This window comes from Amycolatopsis sp. NPDC006131 (assembly GCF_040614175.1).
GTDB lineage: Bacteria > Actinomycetota > Actinomycetes > Mycobacteriales > Pseudonocardiaceae > Amycolatopsis_E > Amycolatopsis_E tucumanensis.
The window spans coordinates 1-23584 of sequence record NZ_JBEXTX010000014.1 but is presented as its reverse complement, the minus strand read 5'-3'; the positions used below and the strand labels follow the sequence as shown (position 1 = coordinate 23584).

The window sequence follows — 23584 nt, the reverse complement described above, 5'->3', positions numbered from 1 at the left end:
CCGCCGTGACCACTCCCGTCCTGCGTGACCCCGCGTTCCTGCGCCTGTGGTGCGGCACCACGGCCTCCGGGCTGGCGACCTGGGCGCTGCCGTTCGTCCTGGGCCTGGCCGTCCTGGACTCCTCGCTCACCCCGGCCGGACTGGGCGTGCTCCTCGCCGCGCGCACGATCGGGTTCCTCGCGGCCGTGCCGGTCGGCGGTGTGCTGGCGGACCGGTTCCCGCGACGGCGGGTGGTCGCCGTCGCCGGAGCCGCGGCGGCCGTGGCGAGCCCGCTCATCGGGGCCGGGCTGCACGGATCCCTCGCCGTGGCCGTCGTGGCGGCCGCGGTCGCCGGGGCCGGGCAGGGCGCGTGCCGCCCGGCGTTCCAGGCGCTGACCGCCGAAGTGGTCGCCGAGGCGGGACGGCAGCGCGCCAACGCCGCGATCACGCTGTCCGTGCGCGTGACCACCCTGGTCGCGCCGAGCCTGACCGCGCTGCTGGCGACCGTGCTGCCCGTGCCGGTCCTGCTGTGGGGCACCGGGCTGCTGTGGCTGGCCGCCGCGCTCGTCCCGCCCGCCGGGCGCCCGCTCACGGCGGTCCCCACCGCCCGCGCCTCGTTCGTCACCGAGTTCGCCGACGGGATCCGCGAAGCCCGCCGCCACCCGTGGTTCGTCGCCGGGCTGTTCGCGCTCACCGCGGTGATCGCCACCGGCTACTCGGCGACCGGGGTCGCACTGCCACTGGTCAGCCGCGACCGGTACGGCTCGGAAGCCGTGCTCGCCGCCGCCACGACCGCCTACACGCTCGGCGCGCTGGGCGGCGCGCTGCTGCTCGCGCGGTGGACGCCCCGGGCGGCGGGCCGCACGGCGCTGGCCGGACTGGCCGCCTACGCCGTCGCCCCGCTGAGCCTGCTGCTGCCGGTGCACCCGGCGGTGGTCGTCGCGGCCTACGCGGTCGCCGGTGTGGGCATCGAACTGTTCAACGTCCCGTGGTTCACCGCGATCCAGCGCGAGGTCGAGCCCGGCAAGCTCGCCCGGGTGTCCGCTTTGGACTTCCTGCTGTCCTACGGTCTGGCGCCGGTCGGTCTCGCGCTCATCGCGCCTGCGATGGCGGAATTCGGCGCCGGGCCGGTGCTCGGCGTGTGCGCGCTGGTCTGCCTGCTCGCGCCCGCGGCGGCCGCGCTGGCGCCCGGGACGCGACATTTCGCCCAGCCGCGTGACCGTCTCTGAACTGGTGCTCGTCGTGCGGGGATGATTACCCTACGAGAAGAAGCCAGGCCAGACAGGGCTGACGGGGAGGAGAGTCATGAGCCACCCGGCGCGCAACTCCACCGGTGCCGTGAGCACGGCCGTTCGCCGCGGGGCCCGGGTCCCCGCGCAACGGGCCGCGCCCGGAGCCCTCCGGCTGCAGGTGTTCTGGCCCCTGCCGGGGATCGCCGTGCTGAAGGTCGCCGGCGACATCGACGTGGCCACCGCGGCTCCGCTCAACCGCGCGCTGGAGGAACTGACCGCGCACCGGCCACGCGTCGTGGTGGTCGACCTCGGCGGGGTGGACTTCCTCGGCTCCGCCGGCCTGGCCGCGCTCGCCCAGGCGGGTGAACACGCCGAGATCCGGGTGGTCGCCCCGACGCGGCAGACCGCCCGGCCGCTGGCGATCACCGGTCTGGACCAGCGGCTGCCGGTCTACACCACCCGCGACGAGGCGCTCACCGGCTGCTGAACCGCGTGCGGGCCCGCAGCTCGCGCTCGGCCCACAGCACCCCGCGCGGTCCGGTGCCCCACCGGGTGCTGATCGCGTCGAGCACCCCGGTGCCGATGCCCGGCTCCGGCGCCCCGCCCACCCCGTCGACCTCCACCCGCAGCACGTCCCCGGTGCGGCTCAGCCGGACTTCGAACGGCGGGAACCCGGTGGCGCACGCCGACGCGGCCAGCTCGTCGACGAGGAGCACCACGTCGATCACGACCGTCGACGGGCAGTCGGCGAGCATCGCGCGCACCCGCCTGCGCAGCGGCGCCAGCCCTTCCGGGCCGCCGAGCCGCACGGCCGTGGCCGGCGTGCGCTCGTCCAGTGAGTCGGTCAAGGACCCGGACACCTCCGCTGTCTCGTCAACGGCCGCCGTCGCTACCCACGCGCGGATTCATCAAACCTTGGACCGAATGAAATCACGCGGCCGGGCCGCGCGCACCACACGGACGGGCGCACTCGGCCACCCGGACGGGGGATCGCGGCTCTACGAGCGGTGGATGTCAGGCCGGCGCGGGCGGCTCCGGGTCCGGCGGTCCGAGGGCGTCGTCGATGGCCTGTTCCACGATCGTGTCCATGGTGCCGAGGTAGGTCGCGCCGACGTGGTTGTCGTCGAGGTAGACCAGCACGTTGCCGATCACCGGCGGGCAGACGGCCTCGTCGCAGTAGTAGTCGCTGAAGTCCAGGAACGACACGTTCGGGGGAACGTCGTCGAGGAACAGCCAGGGCGGCTCGTCGGCGTAGAAGTCGGCGCGCGGCGGGTTGCACTCCGGGGCGTCCGCGCCGCGCAGCTCCACGCACTCCGACGGCGCGTAGTCGTAGCGCGGGTTGTCGCGCACCGCGAGCACCGGGATCCCGGCCGCCTCGATCTTCCGCCACTGCGCGACGAACCCCGGCGGCGTCCGCTCGGTCAGGCCGGCCCGCACGTCCCGGGTGGCGGTGGTGAACACCGCGTCCGGCCGCAGGTCCAGGATCTCGTCGGCGGCCGCGGCGTTCCAGTCCCGGCACGCCTGGTCGTCCGGCTCGATCTCGGACTCGGTGGAGAACGGGCACCCGCCCCGCGACATCACCACCAGCTGCCAGTTCCGCCGCTGCGCCACCGGTTCCAGCGCCGCGATGAACTGGGTGGGGTGCGAGTCGCCGACGATGACCAGGGTCTTCTCCGGCGGGCCGTCCGGCGTCGTGGCGCACACCAGCAGTTCGCTGCCGCGCGGCGACTCCGTGCAGTCGTCGATCCAGGCCCAGTCGCCGGGCAGCTCGACCGGCGACGGCACGGGCGCCACGTCGGCAGCGCCGCGGTAGACGAAACCGGGGGTCCGGGCCAGCGCGCCCGGGTGGTCGAGACCACCAGCGGCGGGCGTCCCGGACCGGGCGAGGCCGGCGATCTGCCAGGCGCCCGCGGCGGCCAGCACGGGGATCATCGCCAGCACGGCGAACCGGTAGGCGCCGCGCACGGCCAGCTGGGACCGGCGCACCGGCGCCTCGACCAGGTGGTGGGTCGCCACCGCGAGCGCGAGCGACAGACCGATGACGAACGCGCCGCCGAGCAGGCCGACCTCGGTCCGCCCGCGGTACACCAGGTAGAGCACCAGCACCGGCCAGTGCCACAGGTAGAGCGGGAAGCTGAGCTTGCCGAGCCAGGTCAGCGGCCGCGCGGTCAGCAGCCGGTCCGCGCCGGCGGGACTGCCGGTGGCGCCGGCGAGCAGCACGAACGCCGCCGAGGCGACCGGCCACAGCGCGGCGAAGCCCGGGAACACGGTGCCGACCTGCAACACGAGCCCGCAGGCGACGAGCCCGGCGACGCCCAGCCAGCCGAGCGCGATCCGCAGCGCGCGGGGCAGCGTGACCGCGTCGACGACCAGCGCGAGCAGCCCGCCGAGCCCGAACTCCCAGATCCTGGTGAGCGCGGAGAAGTACGCCAGCGGCTGGTTCGCCGCGGTCAGCCACACCGAGTACGCCAGCGACACGGCGGTCAGGACCAGCAGCGTGCCGGTCAGGGCGGCGCGCAGGCGTCTGCGCGCGGCGTAGGCGAGCGCGGCCACCAGCAGCGGCCACACCAGGTAGAACTGGCCCTGGATGGACAGCGACCAGAAGTGCTGCACCACGCTGGCGTCACTGTGCCGGGCGAAGTAGTCCGCCGAGTTCGCGGCGAGCTGCCAGTTCTCCAGGTACAGCGAGGCGGCGACGACCTCGCGGATGGTGGCGAACCAGCGGGCCTGCGGCAGCACCAGCGCGGCGGCCACGACCACCACGAGCAGCACGGTGAGCGCGGCCGGGAACAGCCGCGTGATCGTGCGGCCCCACAGCGCGCGGACGTCGATGCGGCCGCGCCGCCCGGCGCGGAACAGCTGGCCGGTGATCAGGAAGCCGGTCAGGAAGAAGAACACGTCGACGCCGCCGGAGATCCGGCCCAGCCACACGTGGTAGACGACCACCAGGACGCAGGCGAGCGCACGCAGGCCTTCGATCTCGGGGCGATACCGCTTTTCGGGGATGGACCGGGTGCGCGGGTGGGGCGGGGTCATCGGCACCTTTCCTCACTCGGCGTCCCGGGCGAGACCGAGGTTACCCATGGCCGTTCCCGGCTCCGGCTAGGGTCGGCAGGATGCGGACCGACGTGATCGAGACCTTCCCGCGGGTGGCCGTGCCGCTGGACGGGCGGCGCGCGGCGGCGGTCGCGATCGTGGTGTCGGGCAGCGAACCGGTGATCTGGCTGACGCGGCGCGCGACCGGGATGCGCGCCCACCCCGGGCAGTTCGCGCTGCCCGGCGGCCGGGTCGATCCGGGCGAGGACGCGGTCGGCGCGGCGCTGCGGGAGCTGGAGGAGGAACTCGGCGTCACCGCGACCCGCGCGGACTGCGTCGGCCTGCTCGACGACTACCCGACCCGCTCGGGTTACGTGATCACGCCGGTGGTCGTGCGGCTGCCCGGCGAGGTGCCGCTGCGGCCGAACCCGGACGAGGTGGCGCACGTGCACGTGATCCCCGTGCCGGACCTCGCGGTCGAGCCGCGGTTCCTGACGATCCCCGAGTCGGACCGGCCGGTGATCCAGCTGCCGCTGGCCGGGCACCTCGTGCACGCGCCGACGGCCGCGGTGCTCTACCAGTTCCGGGAGGCGGCGCTGTACGGCCGCGCCACCCGTGTCGCCCACTTCGAGCAACCCGTGTTCGCCTGGCGGTGACGTCCCGTTTCCGCGCGCCGCGGCCGGGTACGCCGCGGGGGACGGAGGGAGAGCGACGTGCGGATCGGGTACAAGCTGGCCGCCGAAGCGTTCGGGCCGAAGGAGCTGGTCCGGCAGGCGGTGGCCGCGGAGCAGGCGGGCTTCGACTTCGTGGAGATCAGCGACCACTTCCACCCGTGGCTGGACAACCAGGGGCACTCGCCGTTCGCGTGGACCGTGCTGGGCACGATCGCGGCGAAGACCGAACGGATCGGGCTGGCGACCGGGGTGACCTGCCCGACGGTGCGATACCACCCGGCGATCATCGCGCAGGCCGCGGCGACTCTCGCACTCGTGTCCGACGGCCGGTTCACGCTCGGTGTCGGCGCGGGCGAGCGGCTCAACGAGCACGTGGTGGGGCCGGGTTTCCCGGAGACGGTGCCCGGGCGCCACGAGCGGCTGCGGGAGGCGCTGGAGATCATCCGGCTGCTGTGGCGGGGCGGCTACCAGTCCTACGAGGGCAAGCACCTCACCCTGGCCGACGCGCGGGTGTTCGACCTGCCCGACGAGCTGCCGCCGATCGCGGTCGCCGCGAGCGGCAAGGAGTCGGCCGAACTGGCGGGCGAGCTGGGTGACGGGCTGTTCGCGACCGAGCCGAAGGCGCACGTCGTCTCGCACTACACCGCGGCGGGCGGCGACGGCCCGCGGTACGCGGAGGTGCCGATGGCGTGGGCGGAGGACCCGCACACGGCCGCGCGAGCCGCGCTGGAGACGTCGCGGTGGGCGCTGACCGGGTGGAAGGTGATGAGCGAACTGCCGAACCCGGTGAACTTCGCGGCCGCCTCGGCGACCGTGCGCGAGGAGGACGTGCTGGGCAAGTTCGCGTGCGGCAACGACGTCGACCGGTACGTGGAGGTGGCGCAGCCGTTCGTCGACGCCGGGTTCGACCACCTGGTGATGCAGAACGCGGGGCCCGACCCGGACGGGTTCCTGGAGTTCTTCCAGCGTGAGCTGGGCAAGCGGATCCGGTCGCTGACGCCGGGCTGACCGGCGTCCGGTGGGGGCTGCCGGGCCCCCACCGGATGTGCCTCAGTTCCGGTTCGCGGGCTCCGCGATGCTCACCGCGCCCGGCTCCTCGGCGCCGGCCTCGCGGACCTGCCACTTGTCCAGCCCGCCGCCGAGCCGGTCGGCGTAGTGCTCCGCCGCCGCCTGGGTCGGGAACCGGATCTCCTGTGCGCGTGACACGTGCGTGATCTTGTAGGCCATCACTACTCCCCTGCCCCTGTCGTCCTGGTGCGGCCCGTCACTCCCCGACCAGCCGCGTCCAACACTAGAACACCTGTTCGAGTGCACGCAAGCCGACACGCCGGGGAACGCGCCGGAAAATTCGATCGTCTATTGTGGACGGTCGGTTCAGCGGAATAGTGGCTGGCCAACGGCATCGCACCCGGCGAACTCCTGGAGAGTCTCACCCGTGGGGGTCATCACCCTGGCGGTGAGGGCGTCGCGGTAGTGCCGCTCGAGGGCCAGCTCCTTGCGCGCGGCCGCGAAGCCGCACAGCCGGAGCAGCCGGTCGCCGATCTCGGTCGCGGTCTCCGCCCCGGCGAGCCTCGCCTGCGCGGCGGCGCGCACCCGGGCGTCCCCCCGGCCTCCGGCGACCGCCGCGACGGTGTCGTCGCAGAACACGCGCAGCAGGTCGGCCCTGGCGCGCAGCGCGGCGAGCTCCCGGCTCGCCGGCACGCGCCCGGCCGTGTCGGCGAGCATCGCCTCGGTCAGGCCGAGCGAGAACGCGGCGCCGAGCACGAGGAAGACCGGGAGCGCGTGGTCCAGGCCCTCGGTCACCACGGCGTCGGCGGGGACCTCGACGCGGTCCGCGGTCATCGACGTGGCCGCGCAGCCCCGCAGACCGAGACCGTCGAACGGAGCGCCGGCCCGCAGACCCGGCGTGTCGGCAGCGACCAGCGCGGCGGCCGAGCCGTAGCACCACACGTAGCTGTCCGCCTCGCCCGCCGCCGTGACCCACGTCTTGGTGCCGTCCAGCACGACGGCGCCGCCGGTCCTCGTCACGGCGCACCGGTCGCCCGGCTCGCCGAGCGCGAGCGTCGCCAGGTGCTCGCCGCGGGCGATGGCGCCACGCAGCGACGGCGGGCCGTGCGCCTCCACCACGGCCGTGGCCGCGTAGTGCGTCAGCAGGACCATCGCGGTCGAGCCGCACACGCCGGCCAGCCGCTCGATCACGCGCGCGGTCTCCGCGAGACCCGCTCCCCCGCCGCCGACCGCGGTCGCGCTGGCCAGTCCCAGCAGCCCGATCTCGCCGAGCGCGGTCACCGCGGAGCGCGGGAACCGCCCGGCGCGGTCCACCTGGTCGGCCTGCGGGGCGATCGTGGACTCGAGGACCGAGCCGAGCAGGACGGTGTGGTCGAGCGCCACCGGCCACCACCTAGCGTGCGGAATCGGGAACAGCGCGTTACTACCCCGCAGGCCCGGCCGGAAACGCCGCGCGGGCGGTCAGCCGCCGTCGACGGTCACCGGCGTCAGGTGCCTCCGGAACCAGTCCCTGGCCAGGCACGCGGCTTCGTCCAGTGCGCCGGGCTCCTCGAACAGGTGGGTGGCCCCGGGCACGACCGCGAGGTGCGCCTCGCCGCGGAGCTGGGCGCGCGCCTTCCGGTTCAGCTCCAGCACACCGGTGTCGAAGGCGCCCGCGATGAGCATGGTCGGGGTCCGGACCCAGCCGAGGCGCTTCGCGGCGAGGTCGGGCCGCCCGCCGCGCGCCACGACCGCCGCCACCTCGACCCGGTAGTCGGTGGCCGCCAGCAGCGCCGCCGCGGCCCCGGTGCCCGTGCCGAAGTAGCCGACCGGCAGCCCGGTCCGCGCGCGCACCCACCGCGTCACCTCGACCAGCCGGCTGGCCAGCAGCTCGACGGCGAACACGCGTGCCCGGTCGGCCTCCTCGCTCGGGGTCAGCAGGTCGACCAGCAGCGTGGCGATGCCGGCGCGGTGCAGGGGCTCCGCGGCCGAGCGCGCCCGCGGGCTGTACCGGCCGCTGCCGCTGCCGTGCGCGAACACGACGATCCCCGCCGCGCGCTCCGGCACCGTCAGCCGCCCGCCGAGCGGCACCGCCCCGGCGAAGACGGTGACCTCCTCGTCGCCCGTCACCGGATCCGGGTCCCCGGTTTCGCCTGCCAGCAGCCGCGCGACCTCCTCGTCCGGGGTCTGCGTGAAGTCCTCGTACCACTGCCCCACCGCGGTGAACGCCGCCGGGCACTCCAGGCACACCACGTCGTCGGCGTCCTCGCGCAGGGCCTCCACCGCCTGGCGAGCGCCGACCGGCACCGCGACCACGACCCACGCCGCGCCCGCCGCCCGCGCGGCCGCCACCGCGACGCGCGCGCTCGAGCCGGTGGCCACCCCGTCGTCGACGACGATCGCGGTCCGGCCCGCCAGCGGCGTCCGCGTCCGCCCGGACCGGAAGCGCGCGGCGCGACGGTCCAGTTCGGACCGTTCCGCGGCCTCCACCGCGGCCAGTTCCGCCTCACTGATCCCGAACCGCCGCACCAGCACGGGGTTCACCAGGCGCAGCCCGCCCTCGCCGATCGCGCCCACCGCCAGTTCCGGCTGGAACGGCAGGCCGAGCTTGCGCACCAGAAGCACGTCGAGCGGCGCGCCGAGCGCCCGCGCCACCTCAGCCGCGACCGGCACGCCCCCGCGCGGCAGCCCCAGCACCACCGCGTCGCTGCCTCGCCACCGGACCAGCCGTGCCCCGAGGCGACGGCCGGCGTCCCTCCGGTCGGTGAACGGCATCGGAGCACCTCCTCCGCGAAGTTCTCCGGCGACCGTAGCGGCGCCCCCGCCCCGCGGCGAGAGTCGTAGGACCTCACTGGGCCGAACGGCGGCCCCGGAGCGGCCGGGCACGTTCCGTGGTCAGTGGGTGGGCTCGCGCCGGGGTTCTCGCACCGGCGGCCGGGCGGAACGGCGGTGCGTGGTGGCAGCCGAGCTGCACTGCCCTACCTCGCCGCCGGATGCCCCGGATGGGTGCCATCGTCGGGTGGCCCCTCCGGAAGCGACCATTCCCGGCCCAGTGGACTGGCGCCAGGGCCGCGCACCGTAGCAACGCGGCGCGCGACCGCGGCGCGGGCGAGGGGCAGCAGCGGCAACCAAGCCGCACCGGTCCCCCGAGACGGGCGGCACCAGCGAGCGGCCAGCCCAGAGGCGACCATCCGCCGCCCAGTGGCCCGCGCCGCCACCGCCCGCCGGAGCTCTCGCACCGGCAGCCGAGCGGGCGCAACGGCGGTGCGCGGCCGAGCGGCAGCAGCGGCAACCAAGCCAACCCGGTCGTCTGTGCCCCCGGACGAGTGTCGGAGGCGACCGTCCTCGGCCGGGCTGAACACCCCTCCTGAGGCGCTCGCGGCGAAATCCGCTCCGCGATCATCCACTGCGGCCCGCGGTTACAGTTGTGGTGTGGACACCGTGGTGGCCGCCGGTGGCGGCAAGCTTCGCGGATTCGTCACGGCCGACGGCCTTGCCGAGTTCCGCGGCGTCCCGTTCGCGCGCGCGGCCCGGTTCGCCCCGCCGGCGCCCGTCGAGCCGTGGACCGGCATCCGCGACGCCACCCGCCACGGCCCGGTCAGCCCGCAGCCGCCGGTGCGGCCGGACGGCGTCATGGGCGTCCCGGCGGACGTGCCGGACCAGGACGAGGACTGCCTCAACCTGACGGTTCTCACGCCCGCCGCCGACGACCGCAAGCGGCCGGTCATGGTGTGGCTGCACGGCGGCGCCTACGTGACCGGCGCGAACTCGTTCGGGTTCTACGGCGGACACCGGCTCGTCACCGAGGGCGACGTCGTGTTCGTGGCGCCCAACTACCGGCTCGGCGCGCTCGGCTACCTGCGCCTGCCCGGGGTCTCGCCGGGCAACCTCGGCCTGCTGGACCAGCTCGCCGCGCTGCGGTGGGTGCGGGAGAACGCGGCGGCCTTCGGCGGGGACCCGGACGACGTCACCGTGTTCGGGCAGTCCGCGGGCGCGCACTCGATCGCGTGCCTGATGGCGCTGCCGGAGTCACGCGGCCTGTTCCGGCGGGCGATCCTGCAGAGCGCGCCGCTGGGCCTGCGCCTGGCCGGCGCCCGCACCGCGGCGCGCACCGCGCGGTTGTTCACCGCCGCGCTGGGCGCCGATCCGCGGACCGCCCCGGTGACGGAAGTCCTGCGCGCGCAGAACGAGACGATCGTGAAGGCCGCCGGCCCGGGCGGGCTGTACTCGGTGCCGCCGTTCTGCCCGGTCGCCGACGCGCCGCCGCTGCCGAGCGTCGCGCACTGGATGTCGCAGCGGGCGCGGTTCGCCCCGGACGTCGACGTGCTGATCGGCACCACGGCGGCGGAGATGAACTCGTTCCTCACCGGCAAACCGGGAATCGCGCAGCTGGAACGGTTCCCGGTCAGCGCGCGCGGGGTGGCCGCGCTGAAGGCCGGTGTGACGCGGTGGATGTTCGCGGCGCCGTCGCGGGCGTTCGCCGACCAGCTCGCCGCACGCGGCGGGCGGGTGTACAGCTACGTGTTCGACTGGGGCGCGCCGTCCTCGCCCTACGGCGCCGGGCACTGCGTGGACCTGCCGTTCCTGCTGGGCGACGAGCCGGCGTGGCGGAACGCGCCCATGCTGGCCGGCGCCGAGTGGAGCGCGCTGACCGAGCTGGGCCGCGAACTGCGCGCGGCGTGGCTGTCGTTCGCCAAGACCGGCACGCCGTCCCCGGGATGGCCGCGGCACACGCCGAAGCGGGCGCCGCACCGCCTCCCCTGAGGACATCCAGCGGAAATCCACCACAGGCTGCGCGGGTGGGTGGCCGGCGCACCGCCGACCACCCGCGCAGCCGGGGTCAGTCCCGCCGGTCCTGCTCCGCCAGGAAGCGTTCGAACTCCGCGCCCAGCTCCTCCGCGGTCGGCATCGCGGACTCGTCGGCCAGCAGCGTCTTCTTCTCGTCCATCGCCTCGACGAACAGGTCGTACTGCCGCTCCAGCGCGTGCACCACGTCGGCCACCTCGTCGGATTCGGCCACCTGCCGGGCGATCTCCGCGTCGGTGCGGCGGGAAGCCGCGCGCAGCGCCTCGTCCGGCAGGGACAGCCCCGCCAGCCGCGTGATCGAGCCCAGCACGGTCAGCGCCGCCGCCGGGTAGCGGGACTGCGCGAGGTAGTGCGGCACGTGCGCGGCGAACCCGACGGCGTCGTGCCCGGCCTCGCCGAGCCGGAACTCCGTCAGGTTCAGCGCGCTGCCCGGCACCTCCAGCCGGTTGAGCACCGGGTCGTAGTCGCCGATCAGCTCGCGCCGCGTGGCGTGTGCGGTCACCCCGAGGGGGCGCGTGTGCGGCGCGCCCATCGGGATCCCGTGGAACGACACGGTCATCCGCACGTCCCACCGCTCCACGAGCGTCCGCACCGCGGCCGCGTAGCGCTCCCACAGCCCGTCCGGCTCCGGCCCGCTCAGCAACAGGAACGGCGTGCCGACCTCGTCGTGGAACAGCCGCACCGCCAGCTCGGGTGTGTCGTAGCTCTCCCAGTGGTCGGTGTCGAACGTCATCACCGGCCGCCGCGCGCGGTAGTCGATCAGCCGGTCCACATCGAACCGGGCCACCACCCGGTTGTCCCAGTTCGCCTTGAGGTGCTCGCTCACCAGCGCGCCGGCGTGGCCGGCGTCCATGAAGCCGTCGAGCTGGTGCAACAGCACCGCCCCGCTCAACTCCGGGAGCTCCGAGTCCACCTCGTAGAGATCCGTCGGATCGAACACCACAGCCTCCAGCCTGTTCCGGGCACCTCTCTCCTCGACACTCAACGTAGCGAGGGCTGCGATCCATCCCGTCGAAGGGCTTACTTCCACCGGGTTACTGCGCCACTCGGGCGAAACCGGTTAAGAACAATGTTCAGGGATGCTAAGTTGGATCTCTCCGTCACGGCCGGTACACCGAGCGTGATCAACGTCGCCGCTGGACCACGAGGACCGCCCATGACCGCCGACCTGGCCGAGCACGCGCACCACCTGCTGCGCGCCATGGTCACCGACCCCTTCGGGGATTTCTCCCCGTCGGTGTACGAAACCGCCCGCGTCGTGGCGCTCCTGCCCGACCTGGCCGGGCACGCCGACCGCATCGCGTTCCTGCTGGACCAGCAGGCGGCCGACGGCGGCTGGGGCGGACCGGACGGCTACGGCCTGCTCCCCACGCTCAGCGCCACGGAGGCGCTGCTGACGGAGTTCCGCCGCACCGGCGCGCCGTCCATCGCGGCCGCCGCGGAACACGGGCTGCAGGCGCTGACCACCCGGTGGGGCCGGGATCTGCGGGTGGGACTGCCGGACACGGTCGCGGTGGAGATCCTGGTGCCGTCGCTGGTGTCGGCGCTCAACGCGCACCTGGACGCGCTCGAGGCCGAGGAGATCGTGCCGGACCGCAGCCGCCTGCCGCACCCCGAAGGCACTCACCCGGCGCTGCTGCACGGGATGCGCCGCCTGGTCGAGGACGGCCAGGCGCTGCCGGACAAGGTCCTGCACTCGCTGGAGGCGCTGGGCCCGGCCGCGCGCGGCGTCGGCTTCGCCCGTCCCGGCGACGACGGGCTCGGCTGCTCCCCCGCCGCGACCGCCGCGTGGTTCGGCACCGACGGCGCACGCGACCATCCCGGCGTGCGGTACCTGGAGAACGTCCAGGCGCGCCACGGCGGAGCGGTGCCGGTGGCCGCGCCGCTCACGGTGTTCGAACGGTCCTGGGTGGTCTCCACGTTCGCCGACGCCGGCCTGGCCGTCGACGTCCCGGGCGAGGTGCTGGACGAGCTGGCCGCGGAGATCGGCCCGCACGGCGCGCCCGGCGGCGCCGGGCTGCCGCCGGACGCCGACGACACCGCCACCGTGCTCTACGCGCTGGCCACGCAGGGCCGCCCGCACCCGCTGGACTGCCTGCGGGAGTACCACGTGGACGGTCACTTCTGCACCTATCCGGAGGAGCGCACCCCGTCGGTCACCACCAACGCCCACGTGCTGCAGGCGCTCTGCGCGCACGGACAGTCCGAAGTGGCCGGACGGGTGGCCGCGTGGATCGCGGCCCAGCAGCACCCGGACGGCAGCTGGACCGACAAGTGGCACGCCTCCCCGTACTACGCGACGGCGCGGTGCTTCCTGGCGCTGGCCGCCAGCGGGCACGGGGCCGCCGCCCGCGCGCGGGCGCTGCGGTGGATCGCGCGGACGCAGAACCCGGACGGCTCGTGGGGCCGCTGGCAGGGCACGTTCGAGGAAACCGCCTACGCCGTCCAGGTACTGGTGCGTGCCGGGGAACCGTGGGCGGACGAAGCCGCCGCGCGCGGATGTGCGTTCCTGCTGTCCTGGGCGGACGCCGCGCACCCCCCGCTGTGGCACGACAAGGACCTGTACACGCCGGGCCGGATCGTGCGCGCGGAGGGCATCGCCGCGCTGCACCTGGCCGCCGCCCGGCCGCGGGTCGCGGCTCTGCTGACGCGGCTGGAGCCGGCGCCCGCCGAGCGGACGGGCTGAATGAACCGGGTCGAACTGGCGCTCGCCGTCGCCCCGCTGCCCTTCCTCGACGCGCACGCGGACGACCCGGCGGCGATGCTGGACGTGCGGGGCGGGCCGGCGCCGAAGATCCTGGTGTGGCACCACGAAACGCTCGCTTCGCTGTTCCGGCAGGACTCGCGCCTGCGGCACCCGGGCAGCCGCTCGCTCGGCCCGCTGCTCGGGCCGAAGTCGATGCTGTGGGCCGACGGCGCACGCCACGCGGCATACCGGAAGCTGCTCGGTTCTCCACTGCGCGGGCGGCGGCTGGAGGCCTACCACAGCCTCATCACCCAGGCCACCGCGTCGGCGATCGACTCGCTGGGCACGGGCGCGGTGTTCGGACTCGCCGCGTGGACGCGGCGGCTGGCCCTGGACATCGTCGCGCGGATCGTCCTCGGCGATGCGGATCCGGTGCTGCTGCGGGACGTCACGGTGTGGCTGGACCGCGCGCTGGGGTCGCGCCACCGCACGCTCGCCTACCGGCTCCTGCGCGGCGGGCTGCCCGTATCGGGCGCGGAGCTGGACGCGCGGCTGGTCGCCGCCGCGAAGTCGGGCCGGGAGCCGCGGAGCCTGGTTTCGCCCCTGCTGACCGGGAACGGCCCGCTCGGCCCGGTGCCGGACGACGAGCTGCGCGACCAGGTGGTGTCGCTGCTGTTCGCCGGCCACGAGACCACCGCGTCGGCCACCGCGTGGACCCTGTACTGGCTGACCACGCGACCCGACCTGCGGGACGCCGTGCTGTCCGAACTGGACGCCACCACCGGCGACGGCTCCGATCCGGCGGAGGTCCCCGTGCTGCAGGCGGTGATCGCCGAGGCGCTGCGGCTGCACCCGCCGGTCGAGGTCGCGGGCAACCGGGCCCTGCCGGAAGCGGTGGACCTGCACGGCCGCACGCTGCCCGCCGGGACGGTGCTCACCCCCGCGATCTACCTGGCGCACCACCGATCCGAGTACTTCCCGTCCCCGCACGCCTTCGACCCCGGCCGGTTCCTGGGCCGCCGCGGCTTCCCCGAGGGGTACCTGCCCTTCGGCGGCGGCGCCCGGTTCTGCCTCGGCAGCCAGCTGGGGCAGCTGGAGATCCGCATGATCACCGCGGCCGTGCTGCGCCGCCGGGTCCTGCGGTGCGTCAACCCGCGGACCGGGGTGGCGAAGCTGCGCGGGCACGCGATGGCGCCGTCGGCCCGGCTGCGCCTGGAAGTGGTGGCGTGCCGGGACTGACCGGGTGGCGCGACGTGGTCGTCGTGCACCGCCTGCGCTTCCCACTGCCGTTGAGCTATCTGGCCTACGCGTGCTGGGGCGCGGCGTTCGCCGATCCGCGGCACCTGCTCAGCGGCCCGGTGCTGGTCACCGTGGCGGCGACGCTGCTGGTGCTGCTGGCCGCGCTGGCGCTGAACACGGCGGCCGATCTGCGCACCGACGAGCAGGACCGGGACAAGGCGGACCTGGCGGGCGCGGCGCGGCGCCTGGGCAGCAGGCGGATCTTCGGCTGGGCGGCGGCCGAGGCGACCGCGGCGCTCGCGCTGGCCGCGGCGGTGGCGGTGTGGCTGGGCCGCTGGGCAGCGCTGCTGGTGGTGGCGTCGGCGTTGTGCGCGCACCTGCTGTACAACCTGGAGCCGGTGCGGCTGAAGCGGCGCGGGTTCGCCGGCCCGGCCGTGTTCGGGGCCGGATTCCTCGCGGTGCCCGGGCTCGCGTCGTACTTCGCGGTGCGGCCGGCCCTGGAGCGGTCGATGGTGCCGGTGCTGGCGGGGCTGTGCGTGCTCGCGTTCGGCCGCACGGCCTGGTTCTCCGCGCCGGATCACGCCGCCGACGCGCGGACGGGTGTCCGCACCCCGGGCGCGCGGTACGGTCCACGACGGACGCTGGCCGTCTCGTGCGGCGTCGTCGTGGCCGGGCTCACGCTGCTCGGCGTGGGGTTGTGGTGGCGGTACGGACCGGGCTGGGCCGTCGCCGGGGTGCTCGCGGAAGGCGCTTTCCTCAGCGGGATGATCGCGTTGACCGGCCCGGGCGGTTCGTTGTCGCGCATGCGGAAAGTCGCCACCCCGGTCGTGCTGGCCGGCGACCTCACCCTCGTGGCGATCCCGTTCCTGGCCTGACGGCCGCGGCGAGCGCGGCGATGTCGTCCGGGCCCACCCGGCAGCAGCCGCCCACGTACGCGACGCCGGCGGCGAGCCAATCCCAGACCAGGTCCGGCGAGAACCGCGGATCGCCGGCCCAGCCGCGTGCCCGCGCGTCCCAGGTCTCGCCGCTGTTGGGGTAGGCGATCACCGGTTTCCCGCTCGCCTCGTGCGCGATCTCCGCCGCCGCCGCGACGTCGCGGGGGTGGCAGCAGTTCACGCCCACCGCCACGATCTGGTCGTTGCCGCGCGCCACGGCGAAGGCCTCGGTCAGGGGCTGGCCGGCGCGCGTGCTCTCGCCCTCCACCGTGTACGACAGCCATGCCGGGACGTCCAGTCCTTCGATGGCGAGCAGCATCGCCTCGGCTTCGTCCACATCGGGCACGGTCTCGCAGGCGAGCAGGTCCGGCCCGGCCGCGGCGAGGATCTCCGCGCGGGGCCGGTGGAACGTGGCCAGTTCCGCGACGCTCATTCCGTAGTGGCCGCGGTACTCCGACCCGTCGGCGAGCGTGGCGCCGTACGGCCCGATCGAGGCGGCGACCAGTTCGTCGCCGGTCACCCTCGCCTCACGGGCGAGCTCGACGCTCAGCTGCAGCAGCCGCACGGCTTCGTCCCGGTCCAGGCCCAGTTCGGCGAACCCGGCCAGGCTCGCCTGGTAGCTCGCGGTGGTCGCGACCGTCGCCCCGGCGCGGAAGAACGCCCGGTGCGCGGCGACGATCGCGGCCGGGTCGTCGGCGAGCAGCCGGGCGGACCACAGCTCGCCGGACAGGTCGTGCCCGCGCGCCTCCAGTTCGGTGGCCAGGCCACCGTCGAGCACGACGGTCACGGGCCCGCGCGCAGGAAGGTCAGCTCGCGCCACCACACGTCGGCGAGCACGTCCAGCGCCAGTTCGCGGTCGTGCCCGACCCCGCGGATCAGCCAGTGGTAGCAGGCCTGTTCCAGTTGCAGCACCAGCAACAGCGCGCGGGTCAGCCCGGCCTGCTCGTGCTCGCCGGTCCACTGTGCCAGGTACGGCGACAGCTCGCGGGCGGCGTCCACACCCCACTGGTAGTGCCGCGCCGCGACGCGCGGGTCGTCGGCGACCGCCTGCGTCAGGACGTCGATCTCCACCGCGTAGCGCGCCCAGAACGCCAGCACGTGCTCGTCCAGCCAGGCACGCACGCGGTCGCGCGTCAGTTCCGGGAACCGGGCGAGCATGCGGTAGAGCGCGGCGGTGTCCGGCAGGATCCGCTCGAACAACGCCGCCGCGATGTCGGCCTTGTCGCGGAAGTGCGCGTAGAAGGTGGCCCGGCTGCCGTTGGCGGCCGCCACGATGTCGGCGACCGTGGCGGCGTGGTAGCCGAGACGGGCGAAGACCTCGCGGGCGCACTCGAGGTAACGGTCGTGCGCTTCCCGCCACTGCTGCTCGCGGAACGTGTTCCGGGCAGGCGTGGAGATGCCGGTCATCACCCCATCGTAGTGCGCCCGCCGGGGGACGACACCTCCGCGCGTGCGGTTTCCCCTGCGGCTGCGCGGGATCCGCCTCCGGAGGCCGGGACGGGCGCGCGTCCCGCGGGCACGTGGAGCGCGCCCGCCCCGGCGAGGGGGAGGGTTGGAGCGGCACCCGGCGCCGGGGATCGGCCCGGGACAAAGGAGTCATCCCGGCGACGAGTGCCTCGCTCTAGACTGAACGAGCGAACTCGTGACGGAAACGAACCACCGTTGCACTTTCGGTGTACTTGCCGGGCCACGATGTGGTTACCCTGATCGTGTGGCCGCCGGGACGAACTCTCCGGGAGCCGCGACCGCCCACCAGTGGACGGGGCGGGAGGCGCGGCTGCTGCGGCACGCCCTCCGCCTGTCCGTGCGGGGGTTCGCGGCCTACCTCGGCGTCGCGGCGCGCACCGTCGCCAAGTGGGAGAGCGGCGGGACCTCCACGGTGCCGCGGCCGGACACCCAGGCGATCCTGGACACCGCGCTGGCCAGGGCCGACGACGGCGCCCGCACCCGGTTCGAAGTGCTGGTGACCGAGGCGCGCGAAACCGATCGCCGGCCGGAACCGGCCCCCCGCTACGACTACGAGGCCTGGACCGACGACCTGGACCGCACGGTGGCGTGCCTGGGGCGCCAGGAGTTCCGGCTCGCGCGCACGCTGCTGGACCGGTGGCTGGGCCGCTTCGAGCCGAACAGCTCGGACCGGCAGGGCATGTACCTCTACGGCCGGTCGCTGCGGCTGCTCGGCGAGGTGCGGCAGGACCAGGGCGCGCTGCGCGGGCCGCTGTCGGCCGAGCACGTCTACCGGCAGGCGCTGCGGGTGTTCACCGAGCTGGAGTCGCCGCGCCGGGTGGCCCAGCTGGAACTGCAGCTGGTCGTGATCGACGAGATGTCCGGTCAGCTGGAGTCGGCCGCGGCCCGGTACCAGAGCCTGACCGACGACGAGCGGCTCAGCCCGCACGACCGCACGCGCGCGCGGCTGTGGGTGGGCACGGCGCTGAGCAAGGGCGGCCTGCACGAGACGGCGACCGAGCACATCGTGCCCGCGATCCGCGAGTTCGAAGCGCTGGAGGAGCCCGCGGACTGGTCGATCGCGCACCAGAAACTCGCGCTGGCCCACCGTGGCGCGGGCGATCTCACCGCCGCCGGCCGCGCCATCGACGTGGCCCTGTCCAACCGCGTCGACGACACGCCGCTGCAGCAGGTGCGGCTGGACACCGCGCACGCGCACATCCTGCTCTCCGACACCGCCACCGCGGATTCCGGGCTCGCCATTCTGGAGCGGACCGCGCGCATTTCCACCCGCTACGGGCTCATGCACCAATTGCGCAGCATCGACGGCATTCGCCGCGGTTTCGAGTCCCGGTAAGAAGCCGATGCGGAAAGTGCTGCTCGACCGGGTGTGGGCCGACGCCGAACTGGTCTGGGAGTTCCACCGGCTGCGCCACCGCCCGAAGCCGTGCTCGGCCGCCGTGGCGCTGGGCTGCAACGACCTCGGCGTCGCCGCGCACGCGGCCGAACTGTACCACCGCGGTCTGTTCCCGGTCGTGGTGTTCACCGGTGGCAACAGCCGCGAGACCGTGCGCGCGTTCCCGCGCGGCGAGGGCGTGCACTACCGGGAGCGGGCCCTGGAACTCGGGGTGCCCGACGACGCGATCCTGGTGGAGCCGAACGCGACCAACACCGGCGAGAACATCGCGCTGTCGCGGGAGGTCCTCGCCGCCGCCGGGGTCGAGGTGTCGTCGTTGATGCTGGTCTCGATGCCGTACATGGAGCGGCGGGCGTTCGCGACGACGCGGAAGGTGTGGCCGGAGGTGGAACCGGTGTGCGCGTCGGCCCCGGTGTCGCTGACCGAGTACGCGCTGCGGACCCAGCACGGCACCGAGCTCATCGACATGATCGTGGGCGATTTCCAGCGCCTGATCGAGTATCCCCGAAAGGGTTTCGCGATTCCGCAGAAAATTCCTCCGATCGTGTATTCGGCGTATCGGCGACTGGTGGCCGCCGGATTCCGCAGCCGCATGCTGTGATTCCATACGGGCCGTGCCCGAGACGCTTTCCTGCGCCGTCCATCAACCGAATCTCTTCCCCCGACTGTCCACACTGGCCAAACTGGCCCGCGCCGACGTGTGGGTCGTGCTCGACGACGTCCAGTTCAACGCCCGCGACTACCAGCACCGCGCCCGCCTCGCCGCGGCCGCCGACCCCGAGGCCCAGCGCTGGCTGACCGTGCCGGTGCACCGGCCGCGCGGCCGGGACAGCCGGATCGGCGAGCTGCGTCTCGCCGACCCGGCCGCGACGCACCGCACGATGTCCCGCCTGGTGCGGCAGTACTACGGCCGCTGCGCGCACTGGGCGGAGACCGGCGAGATCGTCGAGGAGGTGCTCGCCGCGCTGGCGCTGAACGAGCACCTGGCGGTCGTGGCCGAGGTGTCGGTGCGCGCCATGCTGCACCGCCTCGGCTGGCGGGGCGACGTGCTGCGCAGCAGCGAGCTGCCCGCACGCGACGGGCGGTCCGAGCGGCTGGCCGACCTGACCGCCGCGGTCGGCGCGAGCACCTACCTGTGCGGGCCGGGCGGCGCGAAGTACCTGTCGGAGCGCCCGTTCCTGGACCGCGGGCTCCAGGTGCGCTACCCGCCGCCGCCCCCGCTGAGCCGCGCACCCGGGATGCGCACCGCGAGCGCGCTGTGGGCGTTCGCCGCGCGCGGCCCCGCCGGGGTCCGGGACGCGCTCGCGACCGACTGCGTGCCCGCGCGCTGACCCAAGACCCCTTCTACACAAGGTAAAGACGATTCCGGCAACCGGGCCTTCACGGCGGCCCGGTTACCCTCGCCTCCCGTGCGCCCGTCTCGTGCCCTCCCCCGGTTCCTCGCCTTCTGCGCTGTCGCGGGTGTTCTCGTCGCCGGGGTCGTCGCGCCCGTCGCCCTGGGCGCGGGTGTGCTGTCCAATCAGGTCGCCGACGCGGTGGACGGGATCTCCGCGACGCTCGCGAACAGCGAGCAGCCGCTGGTGACCACAGTGACCGACCGCGACGGCACCCCGATCGCGACGTTGTTCGACCAGTACCGGCTCCCGGTCACCGCGGACGGGATCGCACCGGCGATGAAGGCCGCGATCGTGTCGATCGAGGACCGCCGCTTCTACGACGAGGGCGGCGTCGACGTGAAGGGCATGGTGCGCGCCGCGCTGCACGACTCCTCCGGCGGCAGCACGCAGGGCGGGTCGACGATCACCCAGCAGTACGTCAAGAACTACCTCATCAACGTCGTCGACCGGAACGACCGGGCGGCGCAGCTGGCCGACCAGGCCGACACGATCGCCCGCAAGCTGCGCGAGGCCAAGATCGCCGTCCAGCTCGGACAGACGGTGTCCAAGGAGGACATCCTGACCGGCTACCTGGACGTGGTGGAGTTCACCGGCAACGTATACGGGGTGGGGGCCGCCGCGCACGCCTACTTCGGCACCACACCGGACAAGCTGACCGTGCCGCAGGCCGCGCTGCTCGCCGGGATGGTGAACAACCCCAACCTCTACAACCCCTACACCCACCCGGACCAGGCCCTGAAGCGGCGCAACCTGGTGATCGACGCGATGGTCAGCACGAAGACCCTCACCCCGGCCGACGGCGCCACCGCGAAGGCCGCGCCGCTCGGCGTCCTGCCGGACGGCCCGGACATCCCGTCGAGCACCTGCTTCGGCGCGGCGCCGGACGCCGGGTTCTTCTGCCAGTACGCGGAGAGCTACCTCATCCAGGCCGGGTTCACCGCCGACCAGCTGGAGACCGGCGGGTACACGATCCGCACGACGCTGGACCCGGTGGTGAGCCGGATCGCGAAGGACGCCGTGGACGCCAACGTGCCGACCAGGCAGGACGGCGTGGCGAACACGTTCGCGGTCGTCCGGCCCGGCCAGGCCGGCCACGAGGTGCTCGCGATGGTCGCCAACCGCAACTACGGCACCGACCCCGCGCGGGGCGAGACGTCGACCAACATCGTGGCGGGCGCGAGCAACGTGTTCGGCGCCGGCTCGTCGTTCAAGATCTTCACCTCGGCCGCGGCGCTGGAGAGCGGGAAGGCGGGCCTGGACACCCCGCTGCCCAACCAGGCCGGCCAGTGCTTCACCCAGCCCGGCGCGAACCGGTACACGCAGCCGTACTGCGTGCAGAACGACGGGGTGGGCTACCCGGACCCGATCTCGCTGCGGGACGGGCTGGCCACCTCGCCCAACGTCGCCTTCGTCAACCTGGAGCAGCAGGTCGGCATGCCGGCCGTGCTGGACATGGCGCGGCGGCTGGGCCTGCGCAACACGCTGGCGACGAACGACGCGGGCGCGAAACTCGATCCGTCGTCGTCGAACCCGCAGTACAGCCAGCCGCAGTCGCAGTACTTCCAGGACAAGCTGTCGTTCACGCTCGGCAACAGCCCGGTGAGCCCGCTGGAGATGGCGAACGTGTCGGCGACGCTGATGAGCGGCGGCACGTGGTGCCCGCCCAACCCCGTGCTGTCGGTCACCGACCGGTACGGGCACGACGTGCCGGTGCGGCAGCAGGCGTGCGAGCAGGTGGTGCCGCCGGGGCTGGCGGACTCGCTGCTGAACGGGCTGAGCCAGGACACGGTGTCGGGCACCTCCGCGGCGGCGGCTTCGGCGGCCGGGTGGCACCACGCGGACTTCGGCAAGACGGGCACGACGCAGCAGAGCGAGTCGGTCGCGTTCGTCGGCGGGGTCGACGACTACGCCGTGTCGTCCATGGTCTTCGCCGACGGCCCGCACCCGGCCGAGATCTGCCCCGGCACGCCCGTGCACCTGGGCTCGTGCGGACACGGCGCGTTCGGCGGCACGGTGGCGGCGCCGCCGTACTTCCGCGCCATGAACCAGATCCTGGGCAGCCGCCCGGACATCCCGATCCCGGCGGCCGATCCGGCATACCTGCAGGCCCGCTCGTAGCCGGCGCGGGAGGCCGATCGTCCGGCCTCCCGCTTCCCCGCCGAGCGTGATCACTGGTCAGCCCGCGGGGTCCTGGCTCAGCAACCCGTCGTCGGCCATGGCGGTCCCCGTGCCCGGTCCGCCGACGAGCAGCGTCGTGTCGAGCCGCCCGGTGACCGCCGCCAGCCGCCGGGCCCCGGTCAACCTCCTTCGCATCGTGGCGGACAGGCCTGGACACAACCTAGCCACGCACCGGGACCGTGTCGTAACCTCGCGTGAGTGGGCTTCGCGGAGGAGGCGCCGTCCGGCGGCGGGCTCGAGCCGGGTGAGCTGGTCGCCGGGCAGTACGAGGTCGACAGGTGCTTCGCCCGCGGTGCGTTCGGCTTCGTCTACCTCGCCCGCGACCGCAACCTGCAGGGCAAGCAGGTGGTGCTCAAGGGCCTGACCCGCCCGCACGACACGGCCGCGATCAAGCTCGCCGCGCACGAGAGCCGCGTCCTCACCGCGCTCGAACACCCCAGCATCGTGCGGATCTTCAACGTCGTCACCCACCGCGGCCTCAGCTACCTGGTGATGGACCACGTCGACGGGCCGACCCTGCGCAGCGTGCGCGACGCGGGCGGGCTGACGATCGCCGACGCGCTCGCCTGCGCCGTCGACGTGCTGGGCGCGCTGGGCTACCTGCACCGGCAGGGCCTGCTGTACTGCGACATGAAGCCGGACAACGTGATCCGCGCCGGCGAGTCGGTCAAACTGGTCGACTTCGGCGCGATCCGCCGCACCGGCGACCGGGAGAGCCCGGTCCTGGGCACCCCGCCGTACCTGGTCGGCCACACCGAGATTCGCGAGCACGGGCTGACCGAGCGGGCCGACATCCACGCCGTCGGCGTCATGCTGGACGAACTCGTCGAGTGCGACGCGGGCGAACCGGGCGCGGAGTCCTTCCGCCGCCTGGTCGCCCGCGCGACCGCGGACTTCGACCGGCGCTTCGCCGACGTGCCGGAGATGCTGAACCAGGTGCGCGGCGTGCTGCGCGAGGTGCGCTGCCTCGCCGACGGCAGACCGCGGCCCGCCCGCTCGGCGGTGTTCGCCGAATCCGCGGCGCTGCTGGACGACGGGCTCAGCCTGGCCCCGCCGCTGGCCGCGTGGACCGGCGACGGCGGCGGCGCACTGGCCGACGGGCGGCCCTCCCCCGCGGACGTGGCGGCAGGCCTGCCCGTGCCGTTCCCCGACCCGGCCGATCCGCGGACCCCGCTGCTGCACAGCGTGCGGGCGCCGGACCCACGGCGGTTGCTCACCAAGCTCGCGAGCGTCCCGGCGTCGGTCGAGGTGGACTTCCACCGGGCCCGCGCGAACCTGGAGGCGGGCGACCTGGCCGCGGCCGGGCACTGCCTGCGGTCGGCGGAGCGGCAGCTGGGCTGGCGGGCGCACCACGACTGGCGGGCGAGCTGGCACCGCGGGCTCCTCGCCCTGGCCGAGGGCCGGGTGGGCGCGGCCGCCGAGCTGTTCGACGACGTCTACCGATCCGTGCCTGGTGAGCCGGCGCCGAAGCTGGCGCTCGGGTTCTGCGCCGAGCACCTGTCGCGGCCGGACACCGCGGCCCGGTTCTACGAGGCGGTGTGGGGGGTGGGGGGGGGGGTGTTGGGGGGGGGG

The 23584-nt window shown here is 74.3% G+C and carries 22 protein-coding genes; 13 read left to right on the top strand and 9 right to left on the bottom strand.

Annotated features, from left to right (window positions below; translation table 11 throughout):
* Positions 1 to 5 precede the first annotated feature (5 nt).
* A complete protein-coding gene (locus ABZ215_RS10515) occupies positions 6 to 1208 on the top strand; it encodes an MFS transporter (protein WP_354949288.1) in 1203 nt (400 codons plus the stop codon).
* Positions 1209 to 1284: 76 nt separating this feature from the next.
* Positions 1285 to 1698, top strand: coding sequence for an anti-sigma factor antagonist (locus tag ABZ215_RS10510; protein WP_020420668.1), 414 nt, complete (start codon positions 1285 to 1287; stop codon positions 1696 to 1698).
* Here the strand turns inward: ABZ215_RS10510 and ABZ215_RS10505 are convergent.
* Together ABZ215_RS10505 and ABZ215_RS10500 are read right to left on the bottom strand one after the other, a co-directional pair.
* Complete coding sequence (locus tag ABZ215_RS10505; protein ID WP_354949286.1) at positions 1685 to 2059, bottom strand: hypothetical protein; 375 nt, start codon at positions 2057 to 2059, stop codon at positions 1685 to 1687. The two genes, ABZ215_RS10510 and ABZ215_RS10505, sit on opposite strands and share 14 nt — an antisense overlap.
* A 166-nt stretch (positions 2060 to 2225) precedes the next feature.
* The gene (locus ABZ215_RS10500; protein ID WP_354949284.1) at positions 2226 to 4247 is read right to left on the bottom strand and encodes an acyltransferase family protein; all 2022 of its coding nucleotides are present in this window, start codon (positions 4245 to 4247) and stop codon (positions 2226 to 2228) included.
* Between the two features lie 80 nt (positions 4248 to 4327).
* Here ABZ215_RS10500 and ABZ215_RS10495 point away from each other — a divergent pair, with 80 nt between their 5' ends.
* Together ABZ215_RS10495 and ABZ215_RS10490 are read left to right on the top strand one after the other, a co-directional pair.
* Positions 4328 to 4903 (top strand): CoA pyrophosphatase, encoded by a 576-nt coding sequence (locus ABZ215_RS10495; RefSeq protein ID WP_354949282.1) that lies wholly within the window; start codon positions 4328 to 4330, stop codon positions 4901 to 4903.
* Between the two features lie 57 nt (positions 4904 to 4960).
* Positions 4961 to 5929: a TIGR03557 family F420-dependent LLM class oxidoreductase gene (locus ABZ215_RS10490; RefSeq protein ID WP_020420672.1), complete on the top strand. Its 969-nt coding sequence runs from the start codon at positions 4961 to 4963 to the stop codon at positions 5927 to 5929.
* A 42-nt stretch (positions 5930 to 5971) separates the two neighbouring features.
* Here the strand turns inward: ABZ215_RS10490 and ABZ215_RS10485 are convergent, their stop codons facing one another.
* The 3 genes from ABZ215_RS10485 to ABZ215_RS10475 all read right to left on the bottom strand — a co-directional run bounded on the left by ABZ215_RS10485 (position 5972) and on the right by ABZ215_RS10475 (position 8683).
* Positions 5972 to 6148, bottom strand: coding sequence for a hypothetical protein (locus ABZ215_RS10485; RefSeq protein ID WP_020420673.1), 177 nt, complete (start codon positions 6146 to 6148; stop codon positions 5972 to 5974).
* Positions 6149 to 6295: 147 nt separating this feature from the next.
* Complete coding sequence (locus ABZ215_RS10480) at positions 6296 to 7312, bottom strand: acyl-CoA dehydrogenase family protein (protein ID WP_354949279.1); 1017 nt, start codon at positions 7310 to 7312, stop codon at positions 6296 to 6298.
* A gap of 78 nt (positions 7313 to 7390) precedes the next feature.
* Entirely contained in the window at positions 7391 to 8683 is a 1293-nt protein-coding gene (locus tag ABZ215_RS10475) for a phosphoribosyltransferase family protein (protein ID WP_354949277.1), read from the bottom strand.
* A 657-nt stretch (positions 8684 to 9340) separates the two neighbouring features.
* Here ABZ215_RS10475 and ABZ215_RS10470 point away from each other — a divergent pair.
* Positions 9341 to 10672 carry a carboxylesterase family protein gene (locus ABZ215_RS10470; protein WP_354949275.1) on the top strand — a complete coding sequence of 444 codons (1332 nt, stop codon included), beginning with the start codon at positions 9341 to 9343 and terminating at the stop codon, positions 10670 to 10672.
* 76 nt (positions 10673 to 10748) lie between these two features.
* Here ABZ215_RS10470 and ABZ215_RS10465 read toward each other — a convergent pair whose 3' ends face one another.
* A complete protein-coding gene (locus ABZ215_RS10465) occupies positions 10749 to 11657 on the bottom strand; it encodes a PAC2 family protein (protein ID WP_354949273.1) in 909 nt (302 codons plus the stop codon).
* 213 nt (positions 11658 to 11870) lie between these two features.
* Between ABZ215_RS10465 and ABZ215_RS10460 the strand changes: the two genes are divergently transcribed.
* From ABZ215_RS10460 to ABZ215_RS10450, 3 genes are read left to right on the top strand one after another with little or no spacing between them, the layout of a single operon-like run.
* Complete coding sequence (locus ABZ215_RS10460; RefSeq protein WP_354949271.1) at positions 11871 to 13400, top strand: prenyltransferase/squalene oxidase repeat-containing protein; 1530 nt, start codon at positions 11871 to 11873, stop codon at positions 13398 to 13400.
* Complete coding sequence (locus ABZ215_RS10455; RefSeq protein ID WP_354949269.1) at positions 13401 to 14639, top strand: cytochrome P450; 1239 nt, start codon at positions 13401 to 13403, stop codon at positions 14637 to 14639. It abuts the gene before it with no gap.
* A complete protein-coding gene (locus ABZ215_RS10450; RefSeq protein WP_354949267.1) occupies positions 14627 to 15514 on the top strand; it encodes a UbiA family prenyltransferase in 888 nt (295 codons plus the stop codon). Before ABZ215_RS10455 ends, ABZ215_RS10450 begins: the two co-directional genes overlap by 13 nt.
* Here ABZ215_RS10450 and mmuM read toward each other — a convergent pair.
* Entirely contained in the window at positions 15483 to 16361 is an 879-nt protein-coding gene (mmuM, locus tag ABZ215_RS10445) for a homocysteine S-methyltransferase (RefSeq protein WP_354949265.1), read from the bottom strand. The two genes, ABZ215_RS10450 and mmuM, sit on opposite strands and share 32 nt — an antisense overlap.
* A complete protein-coding gene (locus ABZ215_RS10440) occupies positions 16358 to 16981 on the bottom strand; it encodes a TetR/AcrR family transcriptional regulator (RefSeq protein ID WP_020420682.1) in 624 nt (207 codons plus the stop codon). Before ABZ215_RS10440 ends, mmuM begins: the two co-directional genes overlap by 4 nt.
* A 304-nt stretch (positions 16982 to 17285) precedes the next feature.
* On the opposite strand from ABZ215_RS10440, the gene ABZ215_RS10435 reads away from it, so the two are divergent.
* The 4 genes from ABZ215_RS10435 (at position 17286) to ABZ215_RS10420 (ending at position 21952) form a co-directional block, all read left to right on the top strand.
* A complete protein-coding gene (locus ABZ215_RS10435) occupies positions 17286 to 18377 on the top strand; it encodes a transcriptional regulator (RefSeq protein ID WP_020420683.1) in 1092 nt (363 codons plus the stop codon).
* Between the two features lie 7 nt (positions 18378 to 18384).
* On the top strand, positions 18385 to 19038 hold the full coding sequence (locus ABZ215_RS10430; RefSeq protein ID WP_237335680.1) for a YdcF family protein: 654 nt from the start codon (positions 18385 to 18387) through the stop codon (positions 19036 to 19038).
* 13 nt (positions 19039 to 19051) lie between these two features.
* A complete protein-coding gene (locus tag ABZ215_RS10425; protein WP_084506165.1) occupies positions 19052 to 19768 on the top strand; it encodes a WbqC family protein in 717 nt (238 codons plus the stop codon).
* A gap of 78 nt (positions 19769 to 19846) precedes the next feature.
* Complete coding sequence (locus ABZ215_RS10420) at positions 19847 to 21952, top strand: transglycosylase domain-containing protein (RefSeq protein ID WP_354949262.1); 2106 nt, start codon at positions 19847 to 19849, stop codon at positions 21950 to 21952.
* A 57-nt stretch (positions 21953 to 22009) separates the two neighbouring features.
* Here ABZ215_RS10420 and ABZ215_RS10415 read toward each other — a convergent pair whose 3' ends face one another.
* Complete coding sequence (locus ABZ215_RS10415; protein WP_354949260.1) at positions 22010 to 22135, bottom strand: hypothetical protein; 126 nt, start codon at positions 22133 to 22135, stop codon at positions 22010 to 22012.
* Between the two features lie 75 nt (positions 22136 to 22210).
* Between ABZ215_RS10415 and ABZ215_RS10410 the strand changes: the two genes are divergently transcribed.
* On the top strand, positions 22211 to 23584 hold a 1374-nt coding region (locus ABZ215_RS10410), incomplete at its 3' end, for a tetratricopeptide repeat protein (protein WP_354949258.1).

What these genes read in the sequence shown, in the direction of transcription:
- ABZ215_RS10430 (WP_237335680.1), top strand. Translation starts at nt 18,385, where the DNA reads ATGCGGAAAGTGCTGCTCGACCGGGTGTGGGCCGACGCCGAACTGGTC.
- ABZ215_RS10495 (WP_354949282.1), top strand. Translation starts at nt 4,328, where the DNA reads ATGCGGACCGACGTGATCGAGACCTTCCCGCGGGTGGCCGTGCCGCTG.
- ABZ215_RS10460 (WP_354949271.1), top strand. Translation starts at nt 11,871, where the DNA reads ATGACCGCCGACCTGGCCGAGCACGCGCACCACCTGCTGCGCGCCATG.
- ABZ215_RS10485 (WP_020420673.1), bottom strand. Translation starts at nt 6,148, where the DNA reads ATGGCCTACAAGATCACGCACGTGTCACGCGCACAGGAGATCCGGTTC.
- ABZ215_RS10455 (WP_354949269.1), top strand. Translation starts at nt 13,401, where the DNA reads ATGAACCGGGTCGAACTGGCGCTCGCCGTCGCCCCGCTGCCCTTCCTC.
- ABZ215_RS10500 (WP_354949284.1), bottom strand. Translation starts at nt 4,247, where the DNA reads ATGACCCCGCCCCACCCGCGCACCCGGTCCATCCCCGAAAAGCGGTAT.
- ABZ215_RS10440 (WP_020420682.1), bottom strand. Translation starts at nt 16,981, where the DNA reads ATGACCGGCATCTCCACGCCTGCCCGGAACACGTTCCGCGAGCAGCAG.
- ABZ215_RS10475 (WP_354949277.1), bottom strand. Translation starts at nt 8,683, where the DNA reads ATGCCGTTCACCGACCGGAGGGACGCCGGCCGTCGCCTCGGGGCACGG.
- ABZ215_RS10510 (WP_020420668.1), top strand. Translation starts at nt 1,285, where the DNA reads ATGAGCCACCCGGCGCGCAACTCCACCGGTGCCGTGAGCACGGCCGTT.